This is a genomic window from Collinsella sp. LCP19S3_D5 (genome assembly GCF_052121415.1).
Lineage (GTDB): Bacteria > Actinomycetota > Coriobacteriia > Coriobacteriales > Coriobacteriaceae > Collinsella.
Map to the genome: position 1 here is coordinate 101,891 of NZ_JBQKEH010000002.1, position 12,743 is coordinate 114,633.

The following is a 12,743-nucleotide window of genomic DNA, read 5'->3' on the forward strand; positions in this document are numbered from 1 at the left end:
CGTAGCAACACACTGTACGTCGTGTTGCGTTTTACGTTGGTTCAATTCGATGCGATTGGAGCAGACATGAGCTTCATGGATGCCGCATTCTCCAAATGGGGAGAGGTCGAAACTGCAGTTCTCTCCCAATCGCTTGCGAAAAGATTTGCGAGGGTGATGCTGGCGGCAGTGCTGGCAGCATCTTTTCTACCCGTTGCAGCTTTCGCTGGTGAGGGTGGGGCGGTAAGCGATCCCGTTGGCAATGCATTCAAAGGCCCTGATAAGATTCAGTACGGCGTTGCTGCACAATATACCAATATAACATCAAGGTCTGAATATAAATGGGATTATATTCGTGACAATGACGGTGGAGATGTCACAATCTCGTATCTTGATAATCTTTATCCTAATCGCAAGACCGTTTCTGTAATGGGAACTCAAGTCGGCCACGTGACCTTGGTGGTTTCGGGAGGTGATGTGGATGAGGAACGATTCGAAATCGAGATTACAAAGCGTAACGTAACTCTTAGGTCCACAAACGTCTCAAAAACCTATGACGGCAAACCTCTTGCCTGTCCCGTATCAGTTGATCCTGGTTTTGCTACGTTTGACGATGTTTATTGCATATCGACTAGTTCTCGGACCAATGTTGGCATAACGAATAATAATACGTTTGAGATAATATTTATTAAGGGTAGTCCCGACTCTTACAATATTACCAAGTTTGAAACAGGTATAGTGGAGATCACACCACGTCCGGTCACCCTGACCTCCGCGAGTGGTTCGAAGGAGTACGACGGCAAGCCCCTGACCAATCACAAGGTCACCGTTGGGGAGGCTGCCCGGGATACTGGTTGGGTCGATGGCCAAGGTGCCACCTATTCTTTCACCGGCTCGCAGAAGATCGTCGGCTCCTCTGAGAATGCATTCGAATGCATCCCCAACGAGGGAACCAATCTGGACAACTATCAGATCAACAAGACGTATGGAACCCTGACCGTTACCGACCGTAGCGAGAAGTACCAGATCACCCTCACTCCTAACTCCAAGTCCGTGACCTACGATGGCACCGAGAAGTCCGTATCCGGTTTCGAGACCCTGGAGTTCCAGATCAATGGTCAGACCTTCTACGTTTCCGGCGTTGAGGCTTCTGCAACGGGCACCGATGCGGGCGAGTACCCTGTAACGAAAAGCGGTCAGGCGGTCGTGACCGATGCCGAGGGCAACGATGTGACCGACCAGTTCATCGTGAACATCGACGATGCCAAGCTGACCATCGTCGGGGTCGACTCCGATAAGTCTGCATCCAATCTCCCTCACACCGGCGATAGCGCCGCCCTGTACCTGATGGGCATCTGCGCTGTTGTACTTACGGCTGGTGCTGGGGCGCTCTTCACGTTCAGAAAGCGCAACAACTATAAATAAGCACGGATACCATTGGTGCAGCTCCATTGAAATGAAGCGCTAAGATAATCAGCAAAGGGGCCTTCCCGTCTGGGAAGGCCCCAACTTTGTGCGCCGAGCATGGCATGTCAGAGAGCAAGCGTTTTGTTGAGGGGGTAAATTGTTTGCTAGCAGCCTCTGACCATGCTAAATCTGTCTACTATTCAAACAGAAAAACGAGCAGCTCAACATTTTTTCCTGCAGAAAAGAATACGGCAGTGTACGCAACGCGGCCGGCCCCTTCCCTTCCTGCCGAAATCCACACGCCTGCCATCCGCTTTTTCTATGCAAATATTCACAAACACGCAAAAAAGGAATACAAATACCTTATCGATTATTTGAACGAGAAAGGGACCACAATGGGTAGACTCGAAGGCAAAGTTGCTATCGTAACGGGCTCCACCAGCGGTATTGGCATCGGTATCGCAAAGGTATACGCAGCCGAGGGCGCAACGGTTGTTATTAGTGGTCGTCGTGCCGAAAAAGGCCAAGTTGTAGTTGATCAAATTGTTGAAGCAGGCGGCAAGGCAAGCTTCCACTATTTCGACATTACCGAACCAGCAAGCATCGAAGCGCTTATTGCAGACACTGTAGAGCAATACGGCAAGCTCGATATTTTGGTAAACAATGCAGCAAACGTTGCCCTCAAGGACGGTCGTGTTGACGAGCTCACCCTTGAAATGTGGGACGCTATTTTGGAAAGCGACCTGCGCGGCACCTTCTATGCAACGAAGTGCGCTATCCCCTACATGAAAGAAATTGGTGGCGGCGCAATCGTCAACATTGGCTCTATGGCATCATGTGCAGGCGACTTAGGTTCTACCGCTTATGCATGCGCCAAGGCGGGCGTAGACATCTTCACGCAATACGTTGCCTTGCAATACGGCAAAGACAACATCCGCTGCAATTGCATCCGTCCAGGCTTGATTGTTACGCCAGAAAACGAGGCGAAGGTTCCTCAGATGCTCAAAGATATCTTCTTGGGTAGCATCATGGTTAACCGCTACGGTTGCCCAGAAGACATTGCTCATGCAGCCGTATATTTTGCCTCCGATGAAAGTACCTACACCACAGGACAGATCATCAACGTTGACGGCGGCATGAATTCGCACGCTCCAACCGTTGCTCAGTTCCGCCAGATGAATTCCCGCACGTGGTAATTCGCACAGGCGAATAGACCAATACGAAAGCGCGAACGCGAGAATGCGGAAAGCGTGGACGCATGAACGCATGAACGTGCTAGAGTGTGAAAACGCGAAGGCGCGCATGACTGAACGTGCGAAAGCACACCACGCACGCATAAGATTTCTTGCAGATAGAATCTACATGGCCACCCTTTGCAGGTGGCCATGTTTTTTGTGCAGGCAATCTGTTGGCTAAGGCTTATAGGACAAAATGTGTGTCCACGTTGGGGGCATCGGCGCAGGTCGATGCCCCTTTTTCAGCCGTTTGAATTCCGTGCCCGCTTTTAACCGCTCGGACAGAATGCGTGTCCGGTTGCCTATCGTTCCCGCAGGTAGATAACCCTTTTCCGGAACCGTCAAAAATCCTTTCGGAAGAGGTGTCCATGAAGGCCGTCTATTGCCCCTACTGCGGCGGGCGGGTCTTCAGGCGCAGGACGGCCGAGTTCTGGGAGGTCTGGCCCATGCCCGAGTGCGTCGACGCGGTCCACAGGGTCGTCTTCGTCGACGGCATATACCTCGCCAGAGACCTCGTCGTCCTCATCGCGCGGTTGCGGAGGTGTGGCCGCAAACCATGGTCCAGCGCTGCCTTCGGCATGATTTCTCCTAGGTGAACAGGCACACGACTAGCAGGCCGAGGCTGAGGGCGGCTATCGAGCTGAGGGGCTGGCCGTCGACCTTATGCACGTTGAGACCCTGAGGGAGGCCGGGCAGCGGCGGGCTCCTTCTCGGCAGATACATCGATTGAAAGGCCCGATTCATTCTCGACAGGCACGATGCCGAACTCGTCCTCCAGCTGCAGAAGGAGGCCCAGGAGGTCTCGGGCGTTCTCTACCCTGAAGTCCAACAGGCAAGCGGAGAGATGTCGAGAGCTTCGGCGATGGCTTCCACCTGAGGCTGCTTGGGAGTCCTGAAATTCGTCTCATAGCGACGGATCGCGCCCTTGGAGACGCCGATTTTCTCGCCCAGCTCTCCCTGATAGAGCCCGCGAAGCTTACGGTAGTACCTGATTTTCTCGCCGGTAGTAAAGTGCGCTAAAACAAATTGGAGAGTGAGAAGCCCTTTCGGGATACTGCGTGTTTGCGTATTGCCGCAGTGCCGGTAAGGACTGCGAAGTCGCATAGATTGGCCCCCGCGGCTCTGGGGGCCTAAAGACCGCAGAGCCGCGGGGGCTTGTGTTCGAGGGTTTGTGAGCCGTTCTGTATTGCTGGCACCTTCTGGCGTGGTTCTATCCCTTGTAGACGATGCGGCCGTCGGAGATGGTGTAGATCACGCGCGTGTCGGAGATGGCCTTGGCATCGGCTTCGAGAATGTTGGTGTCCAGCACGACGAGATCGGCGAACTTGCCTACTTCAACGGTGCCGATAATATCGTCCATGAAGTTCTGGTAGGCGTCGTTCTTGGTGTAGGCCTCGAGCAGCTGATAGGCTGTGAGCCCCTGTTCGGGCCAGCGGGTCATGTCGGTGTCCTCTTCCTCGGGATAGGGCGAGTTGCGGGTAACGCCGACCTCGATCGCATCGAGCGGGGCAAATGGAATGACGGGGGCGTCTGAGGAGCCGCTGATGCAGATGCCTGCCTCGGCCAAGTGCTTTGTTGGGTACAACGCCATGGCGCGCTCGTCGCCGATATAGGCGCGCTCCAGGTCCATGAGATCATCGTGGTACATCATCAGGAATTGGAGATTCGCCACTACATCCAAATCGGCCATGCGCTGGATATCCTCATCGGTAATGGCGCATACGTGGGTGATCGTGTGCCGCGCGTCGCGCTTCCCATTGGTCGCCCGAGCCTCCTCGAAGGCATCAAGGGTGCCGTGAACGGCGCCGTCGCCCATGGCGTGCACGTGCACCTGAACGCCTTCTGCATCAAAGTCGTGTACAAGACGGGTAAAGTCTTCCTGAGACCAGATGGGTTCGCCGCACCAATGATCGCCGAGCCCCGTTGATTCCTGGTAGGGTTCCAGGAAGACGGCGGTGCCTCTTTCGGTCACTCCGTCGTAGAAAATCTTCACGGTATTCGAAGAAATCATGTCTGTGGCGGAGTCGTTGTAGGACTTGATGGCGGAAAGCACCTCGTCATAGGTGCGGCCTTCTTTCATAGTGGGGACGACGCGCATGCGCAGGGTCAAATTGCCCTCGTCCTCCAACTCGTGATACATGTCGATAATATCAAGACCGCCTTGGGTGATATTTGTAATGCCGGTTATGCCATAGGAGTTTGCTTCCTTCATGAATTTGCGCATGGCCTTTTTCAGATTATCGTTGGTCATGGTGTTGGGCATGATGGCGAACACAATTCCCTTGGCGGCATCGGAGACGCACCCCGAAGGCTCTCCCTTCTCATTGCGATAGAACAGGCCGCCTTCTGGGTCGGGGGTGTCGGCAGTTACGCCAGCCATTTCGAGGGCCTTGGAATTGACCCAAGCGGCGTGGTAGGAGACGTCGTGGATGAGAATGGGCTTATCGGGGCAGATGGCATCTAGATCTTCTTTCGAGGGCCCGGGATTCGAGCCGTCGGGAAGCTGGTAGGCATTGAGCATGAAAGGCGCTCCGATGTAGCCCTCCTCGTCGGGATGGGCCTCCACGAAGGCGCGGATTGCCTTGAGGTATTCCTCGTTGGTGGTAAGCCCCGTCAGGTCGATCTGGAAGAGGGCGTTGAACCAGTTGGCGGGGGCGTGGATGTGGCCGTCAATGAAGCCGGGGGAGACGAACTTGCCATCGAGGTCGATGACTTGAGTCTTGTCTCCTACGAAAGCATCGATGCCCGAATCGTCGCCCACGTACACGATCTTGTTGCCCGCGATAGCGACGGCTGATGCAACATCGCTTTCTGACACCATGGTCTGCACATGGCCGTTGCGGAGCACGATATCGGCAATGTTTTGATCGGCGGAACCGGGCGTGGCATTTGATCCAGGCTGCTCCCCGGATGCGCATCCCCAGAGTCCGCCCGAGAACGCGGCAGCCGCTAGGGCGCTCGATCCAATGACGAAACGACGGCGGCTGAGAGGTTGCTTCTGATGGGATGTGCTCATAAGACCCTCCTTAATTTGGTTGCAGCGCTGTCTCTTTTTTGCGCTGCAGTAATTCAACCTTAAGAGTCAGGGGGTCCTTTGTTAAGAAAAACAGAGAGGGATTTGAGATTAATCGGAGGATGATTTTCTATCCCCCTGTCCCTGAACAGCGAAAATGCAGGGAGACAAATCGGACGTTGGGGTAGTTTTAGCCTTGGGTGCTAAATCTTCTATAATGTTGCCGCTTGATGAAGGAGGAGTCGTGTCCCTCGCTTTTCTCTACAATGTGGCAAGTTGCATCGCCTATGCGTTAGTCAGTGCTGCCTATGGGAGTCTGCACTATGTCGAGCGCAGGCGGGGCTATCTCTTCGTCGCGCTCACCTTCCTTTTGTATACGATAGATATATGTTCTGTATTCATGTATGAGTTCGTTCCGGAATTCGCGATGCAATTCGAGGGCACGCGAAACGCCTATCCTATGCTCCGCTTTGCATTCAACATGGTGGTAATCCTCTTGTATCGGCTCGTGCTCGGCAGCTTGCTCTCGCGCAGCATCTCTCTCGTAGAGGGATTTTTTTGGGCAGTTTGCATGATGGTGGCTTTGGCAAGTGGCGCTTCGTCAGTCGAATCGGTTGCACTATGGCGCGAGTTTCTCTTTACCAGGTTGTTGGCGATCTGGGTAATAGGGTACGGCATCTGCTGCTTGGCGGCAGAGTTTCGACGTATGAGCCGATGGCGATGGGTTCTCTCGCTCTTACTTGTGCTCATATATGCCTTGGCGGAAGCGGCAACGTATTTGGCCTTTAGACAGGAGGGCGGCGCGCGCTCTGTCTCTCCTCGTAGGGTTCCCGTTGAGATTATGGCGCTTTGCTTCACCGTGGCTGCGTATGTCTTTCTTGCACATCATCGGCGGATACGTAATGTGCGGTTGGCGGAATCCCTTGTGCCCTGGATTGCTCGCGAATACGGGCTGACCAAGCGCGAGGAAGTACTGCTGTCGCTCCTTGAAAAGGGCGCATCGAACAAGGAGATTGCTGAGCAAGAATGCATTTCCGTCAACACGGTGAAAACCCACATATCGAATATTTACGCCAAGCTTGGTGTGAGTAGCCGAGACGAGCTTGCGCAAAAACTTAGAAAGGAACTGAGTGGCCGTAAAAGGGCCGGGCTCTGAGAGGCTGGGAGTCGGTGCGGCTATGCGGCCGCCCCCTACGGGATCAGCCGTCTACGGCCGTTCTTCATCCCTTCCAGAACAGCTGGGTGAGTTCTTGGCGGGTGGCGGTGCCGGTTTTCTTCAGAATGTTGTGCACATGGGCCTTCACAGTGCCCAGGGCCAGTTGCAGCGAACTGGCGATGTTCTGGTTGTCCTTGCCCTGCAGCACCTCTTTCAAGATGACGCGCTCGCGCGCGGTCAGGTGACAGTGCTCGCAGAAGGCGAGGAGCAGCTTGTCTACGTATTCTTGGGTGTCGGGCACGTCGGTGCTCGGCGGTTCCTTAGAACGGAGGCGCAAGGTGTTGACAGCGGCGCACAGGGCGAAGAAACCAGTTCAATATCAATCCGTTTAGGCGTTAGGACTAGTTAGGATTAGTTAGGATTAGCTAGGATTAGCCAGGGCAAGGTGTGCGGTGAGCTAATGTAATCTGAAAATAATCCTGGTTATTTCTTCTCAAAACTACGGGTGCGCCCCATGCTGTGTGGCGCAAGGGAGCGTCTCGCTCATTTCGGGGCGCTTCATGGGAGCGCGGTCCGCAAGGGGCGGTCCGGCCAACGAATTTTGAAGGAGATTTCAATGGTCAAAGATTACATCGACACCAACGACTTCACAAAAGAAGAGCTGCTCGGCATGGTAGATCTGGCCATCGCCATGAAGGGGCTCATCAAGGAGGGCGGCGAGTACCCGCACCTGCTGAAGGACAAGACCCTCGGCATGATTTTCCAGCAGGTGTCCACCCGTACCCGCATCTCCTTCGAGACGGCCATGACCGACCTCGGCGGTCACGCCGAGTTCTTCGGCCCCGGCTCCATCCAGCTGGGTGGCCATGAGTCCATCGAGGACTCCGGCCGCGTTATGGGAAGCCTCGTCGACATCCTCATGGCCCGCGTCGATCGTCATAAGGATGTAGTGAGCTTGGCGAAGTACTCCGCGGCCCCCGTCATCAACGGCATGAGCGAGTACAACCATCCCACCCAGGAGCTCGGCGACCTCATGACCATGATCGAGAACCTCCCCGAGGGCAAGAAGATCGAGGACTGCAAGTTTGCCTGGATCGGCGATGCCACCCAGACCTGCGCGTCGCTCATGTTCATCTGCACTAAGATGGGCATGGACTTCGTGCAGTTCGGACCGAAGGGACATCAGATTCCCGACGGCTGCCTGCATATAGGCACCGATGAGGAGCGCGCCGAGTTCGGCAAGCATCTCATGGCTATCGGCGAGGAGAACTGCAAGGTCTCCGGCGGCACCATCACCATTTCCGACGACATCTCCTGCATCGAGGGCGCCGACTTCGTGTACACCGATGTGTGGTACGGCCTCTACGACAGTGAAGTCTCCAGCTCCAGCTACATGGATGTGTTCTATCCGAAGTACCAGGTGACCAGGGATATGATGAACGTTGCCGGTCCGAACAGCATGTTCATGCACTGCCTGCCCGCCAACCGTGGCGAGGAAGTCGTCGACGAGGTCATGGACGATCCCGAGTGCTCCCTGTGCTGGGTCGAGGCCGAGAACCGCAAGCACTCCATTCGCGCCATCCTGGCCACCCTGTGCCCCCAGAGCGAGCCCGACGAGGAGAAGGCTGCGGCATACCGCGCCACCATCAATGAGCGCATGGCGGCCCTCGGTAAGCACGGTCTGTAAGACGTACCAGGTCGGGCGAGCTACGGCTCGCCCGCCTTCGCAGGAGATGGGCGACCTCATGGCCATCGGCGAGGAGAACTGCAAAGTCTCCGACGACAACCGAGTGCATCAAGGGCGCCGACTTCATCTACACCGACGTGTGGTATGGCCTGTACGATGCTTTCTGATGGGCAGCAGCAGATGCTTGTCTCTTGCCGCCCATCATCTGCGCCACTGCGCGTAAGCACTGGCGCCCTGTCTGAAAACGACTGAGCAAAGGATTAAATATGAGTGACGGAAAGAAAAAGCTTTCCTTCCTGACGGTCATTTCGACCATCATCTGCGTCGTCTTCGTTTGCGAGGCCGCCGCTCCTGCTGCTGCCATTGGCAACCAGCAGTTCTTCTGGTGGATCTTCCTGATCCTGACCTTCCTGCTCCCTTACGGCATGGTCGTCGCCGAGCTCGGCACCACCTATGACGGCGAGGGCGGCATTTACGACTGGGTACGCGATGGCCTGGGCGACAAGTGGGGCGCCCGCATTTCGTACTACTACTGGGTCAACTACCCGCTGTGGATCGCCTCGCTGGCGACCATGTTCCCCGACATCCTGGGCATGGTCTTTGGCGTCGAGTTCAACCTGATCGCCAAGATGGGCATCGAGCTCGCCTTCGTGTGGATCGTCTACCTCATGGGCCGCTCCAAGGCGGCCGACTCCGAGTGGGTCCTCAACGGTGGCGCCCTGATCAAGGTCGCCGTTGCCGTTATCGTCGGCGCCCTGGGCATCTGGTATGCCATGGAGAACGGTTTCGCGAACGACATGTCCGCCGCCACCTTCCTGCCCGAGCTCACCAACACCAACGCCCTGGGCTACCTGTCCATCATCATCTTCAACTTCACGGGCTTCGAGGTCATCTGCACCTTCGCCAAGGACATGGAGAACCCGACCCACGACATTCCGAAGTCCATCATCCTGGGCGGCCTGACCATTGGCGCCATCTACCTGTTCGCTGGCTTCGGCATCGGCGCCGCCATCCCGGCCGACTCCATCGACCCCGACTACGGCATGATCGTCGCAGTCCAGACCATGGTGGGCGATTCCGTGCTCTTCAAGGTCATCTGCATCGCCTTCCTGATCGCCCTGTTCGCCAACATGGCCGCCTGGTCCTTCGGCGTCAACTCCGTCGCCCGCTACGCCGCCGAGCACGGCAACATGCCCAAGGTCTTCGCCTCGATGGTCTCCGAGGACGACATGCCCAACGGCGCCAACCTGGTCAACGCCGTCGTCGCCTCCCTGGTCCTCTGCCTGCAGCTCGTTCCCGTCGACGCCATCTCCAACGGCGTCTTCTGGATGCTCTTCGGCACCTCCGTCGTCTTCCTGCTGCTCACCTACATCCCGATGTTCCCGGCGTTCCTCAACCTCCGCAAGAACGACCCCAACCGCGAGCGCATCTTCACGTTCCCGTTCAAGGGCGCGATGATGAAGGTCATGCTGGCCATCCCCTGCATCGAGCTGATCCTGGCCATCGTCGCGACGCTGGCGCCGTTCTCCGCCGCCGAGGTCGGCGAGAAGGTCCCGATGATCATCATCTTCATCGTGCTCATGCTCATCGGCGAGGTCGTCCGCGTCGTCAGCGCCAGGGGCCGCGAGACCGAGTACAAGGGCCTCACCCCCGAGCTGGCCGCCCAGCGCCTCGCCGAGGAGGCCGAGGAGAACTAGGGCTCCCGGTTCCGGGGCCCCGGCCCCGGGCACCCCGGCCTCCCCGGGGGCGCGCCCGGGCGACGGGTCCGCCAACCATCCCCCGGGGCGGGTGCAGGCGATAGCTCCGGCAGCCGCCGACCGCCCCGACCCCTCTCCCGTATCCCTCGTGCGTCCCGTCTCCGCGCACCTGGCTACGTCGTCGCCCGCCGGTGCGACCCCGTGAAAACCGGCCCCGGGCGCCCCGACCTCTGCCGGGGGGACGGGCGCCCGCCATCTCTTGGTCCTAGGCCGCGGGCAGCCCGCCCGCGGCAGACGATCGTTCGGTTTGGAGGAAATCTTATGCGTACGATCACCGAGTCCGAGTCCACCCCGAGGGCCGACGGCTTCTTCATGCCCGCCGAGTTCGCCCCCCAGGACCGCGTGTGGATAGGCTGGCCCCACCGCACCGACACCTGGGCCCACGGCGCCAAGCCCGCCCAGAAGCAGTATGCCGCCATCGCCCGCGCCATCTCCGAGTTCACCCCGGTCTACATGTGCGCCAACCAGGTCGACTACGCCAACTGCAAGGCCGTCTTCGAGAACGACGAGAACGTCACCGTCGTCGAGATGACCACCGACGACGCCTGGTTCCGCGACACCGGCGCCACCTACGTCATCAACGGCAAGGGCGAGAAGCGCGCCAACCACTGGCACTTCAACGGCTACGGCGGCCTCATCGACGGCCTCTACTTCCCGTGGGACAAGGACGAGCAGATCGCCCTCAAGATGGCCGAGCTCTCCGGCTGCCGCCGCTACCGTCCCGACGACATGATCCTCGAGGGCGGCTCCATCACCGTCGACGGCGAGGGCACCCTCGTCGTCACCGACCAGTGCCTCCTGTCCCCCGGCCGCACCTGCTCCGCGGTGCTCGAGGAGGAGGAGGACCCCGAGTCCCTCTGGCCCAAGTACCGCAAGAAGTTCGAGCCCTGGAGCGAGGAGCTTCGCGGGTACATGACCGAGCACCTCAAGGACTACCTCGGCGTCGAGAAGGTCATCTGGGTCAAGGAGGGCATCGACCCCGAGGAGACCAACGGCCACATCGACGACGTCGCCACCTTCATCGCCCCGGGCGTCATGGTCTGCATCTGGACCGACGACCCCGAGTACCCGTTCTACGAGCAGTGCCACGCCGCCTACGAGACCCTCTCCAACGCGGTTGACGCCAAGGGCCGCAAGCTGAAGGTCTACAAGCTCTGCATGCCCGTGAAGCCGCTGTACATGGACCAGGCCTCCTGCGACACCATCGACGCCGACGAGAACGCCGAGCCGCGCGTCCCCGACGAGCCGCTGATCGCCTCCTACATGAACTACCTCGTGACCAACCACGGCGTCATCGTCCCGCAGTACGGCGACGAGAACGACCAGCTGGCCGTCGACACGCTCCAGGAGATCTACGACGAGGTCTGGGGCGAGGGCGTCTACAAGTGCGTGGGCGTCAAGTCCGACCAGGTCGTCTACGGCGGCGGCAACATCCACTGCATCACGCAGCAGGAGCCGTCCGCCTAATAGCCCGGCTTGCCGGGGCGCGGCGCCCCTCCTTCACGGGAGTCCGCCGCACCCCGGAGGCCCGGCCGGCCAGGCGAACGGGGCCGACTGGCCGGCCGGCGGGGCTTTCCCCGGGCGCTCCGCTGCCTCCACACCGGAGCGCCCCTCCCCTTCGATTGGATACCCGCCTGGCCTGGGACCTGTTGCGGGTTAGGCCAATTGTTCGCTTGGATATCCCAGGTCAGGCGCGTATCCAATTGCCGAAAGTTCCCGGTCGTATACGCGGCCGTCTTGATCGGAGTATCTATGTACCAGCGTATTTAATTACTGCGCTGGAATAGAACACATGTTTGATAAAATGATTTAGCATCAGACAGCGGGCACGGTTTCAATCGAATCCGTGCCCGCTGCTGTATGTGTGAGCAGTGTGAATAGGGGACGTAGCCCTGTTCACACCTGGGCCCATGTCGGCACCGGTCAATGCCCACGATGCTTTTGCTTGCGCTTCAGCTTCCGCTGCTCGAAGCGCGCCTCCGCCTCATCCGCGCGACGCTGACTTCTTGCTTGAGCCGACTCCCGCTTCATCGCTTCCCGCTGTGCCGCGAGCGCCTGTTGTGCCTTGGTGCTCACCGCGGGCCGTTTAAGGGCTTTCGCTGCCTCGCGAGCGCGCCGCTTGGGGTTCTTCGCGGGCTTGCTTGTCTCAGTGGCCTTGTCGCCGAAGAACGAGAGCTTCTCCCATTTGCCGACAACGAATCGCAGGATCTCCTCATCGGACGGCTCCGCGCCGAAGACGATGCGGGCGACGCCGTATCTGCCGTCCTCGACATGCTCCGCCAGCCCGACCCAGAATTGGCCGTCATGATATACGGTCAGGGTGGACGACACACTGATCTGCATGGTTGGTTCCTCCTTTATGTAGATGACCATGCAGAGAAGGGACAACCAAGGAGGCAGGTCACTGATGCGGACCCCCGCACGCCCACGACTACCCGACGGGGACTGTGTTTTTATCTCTGGTAGTTGGATTGTAGCACGCGCAGACGCGCCCTTCATCGCTGGCGAC

At 58.2% G+C, this 12,743-nt stretch carries 11 protein-coding genes; 7 read left to right on the forward strand and 4 right to left on the reverse strand.

The features are described 5' to 3' along the window. The first annotated feature begins 66 nt into the window (after positions 1-66). The 3 genes from ACTQXO_RS01455 to ACTQXO_RS01465 all read left to right on the forward strand — a co-directional run bounded on the left by ACTQXO_RS01455 (position 67) and on the right by ACTQXO_RS01465 (position 3,217). Positions 67-1,404 (forward strand): LPXTG cell wall anchor domain-containing protein, encoded by a 1,338-nt coding sequence (locus ACTQXO_RS01455; RefSeq protein ID WP_441038881.1) that lies wholly within the window; start codon positions 67-69, stop codon positions 1,402-1,404. A gap of 104 nt (positions 1,405-1,508) precedes the next feature. Then, positions 1,509-2,582, forward strand: coding sequence for an SDR family NAD(P)-dependent oxidoreductase (locus ACTQXO_RS01460; RefSeq protein WP_441032488.1), 1,074 nt, complete (start codon positions 1,509-1,511; stop codon positions 2,580-2,582). 407 nt (positions 2,583-2,989) lie between these two features. Then, entirely contained in the window at positions 2,990-3,217 is a 228-nt protein-coding gene (locus ACTQXO_RS01465) for a hypothetical protein (RefSeq protein WP_441032491.1), read from the forward strand. A 217-nt stretch (positions 3,218-3,434) separates the two neighbouring features. On the opposite strand, the gene ACTQXO_RS01470 is transcribed toward ACTQXO_RS01465, so the two are convergent. Together ACTQXO_RS01470 and ACTQXO_RS01475 are read right to left on the reverse strand one after the other, a co-directional pair. Then, positions 3,435-3,725, reverse strand: a complete 291-nt coding sequence (locus ACTQXO_RS01470) for a helix-turn-helix domain-containing protein (protein ID WP_441032493.1) — start codon at positions 3,723-3,725, stop codon at positions 3,435-3,437. 106 nt (positions 3,726-3,831) lie between these two features. Then, on the reverse strand, positions 3,832-5,637 hold the full coding sequence (locus ACTQXO_RS01475; protein WP_441038879.1) for an amidohydrolase: 1,806 nt from the start codon (positions 5,635-5,637) through the stop codon (positions 3,832-3,834). A gap of 241 nt (positions 5,638-5,878) precedes the next feature. On the opposite strand from ACTQXO_RS01475, the gene ACTQXO_RS01480 reads away from it, so the two are divergent. After that, positions 5,879-6,790 (forward strand): response regulator transcription factor, encoded by a 912-nt coding sequence (locus ACTQXO_RS01480; RefSeq protein WP_441033680.1) that lies wholly within the window; start codon positions 5,879-5,881, stop codon positions 6,788-6,790. A 64-nt stretch (positions 6,791-6,854) separates the two neighbouring features. Here ACTQXO_RS01480 and ACTQXO_RS01485 read toward each other — a convergent pair whose 3' ends face one another. Further along, positions 6,855-7,091, reverse strand: a complete 237-nt coding sequence (locus tag ACTQXO_RS01485; RefSeq protein ID WP_441062878.1) for a response regulator transcription factor — start codon at positions 7,089-7,091, stop codon at positions 6,855-6,857. A 315-nt stretch (positions 7,092-7,406) separates the two neighbouring features. Between ACTQXO_RS01485 and ptcA the strand changes: the two genes are divergently transcribed. The 3 genes from ptcA to ACTQXO_RS01500 all read left to right on the forward strand — a co-directional run bounded on the left by ptcA (position 7,407) and on the right by ACTQXO_RS01500 (position 11,701). Then, positions 7,407-8,477 (forward strand): putrescine carbamoyltransferase, encoded by a 1,071-nt coding sequence (gene ptcA, locus ACTQXO_RS01490; protein WP_441038877.1) that lies wholly within the window; start codon positions 7,407-7,409, stop codon positions 8,475-8,477. A gap of 266 nt (positions 8,478-8,743) precedes the next feature. Continuing rightward, positions 8,744-10,174 carry an APC family permease gene (locus ACTQXO_RS01495; protein ID WP_441545378.1) on the forward strand — a complete coding sequence of 477 codons (1,431 nt, stop codon included), beginning with the start codon at positions 8,744-8,746 and terminating at the stop codon, positions 10,172-10,174. 321 nt (positions 10,175-10,495) lie between these two features. Continuing rightward, positions 10,496-11,701: an agmatine deiminase family protein gene (locus ACTQXO_RS01500; protein WP_320772223.1), complete on the forward strand. Its 1,206-nt coding sequence runs from the start codon at positions 10,496-10,498 to the stop codon at positions 11,699-11,701. Positions 11,702-12,157: 456 nt separating this feature from the next. Here ACTQXO_RS01500 and ACTQXO_RS01505 read toward each other — a convergent pair whose 3' ends face one another. After that, positions 12,158-12,577: a YjdF family protein gene (locus ACTQXO_RS01505; protein WP_441033667.1), complete on the reverse strand. Its 420-nt coding sequence runs from the start codon at positions 12,575-12,577 to the stop codon at positions 12,158-12,160. Positions 12,578-12,743: the final 166 nt, after the last annotated feature.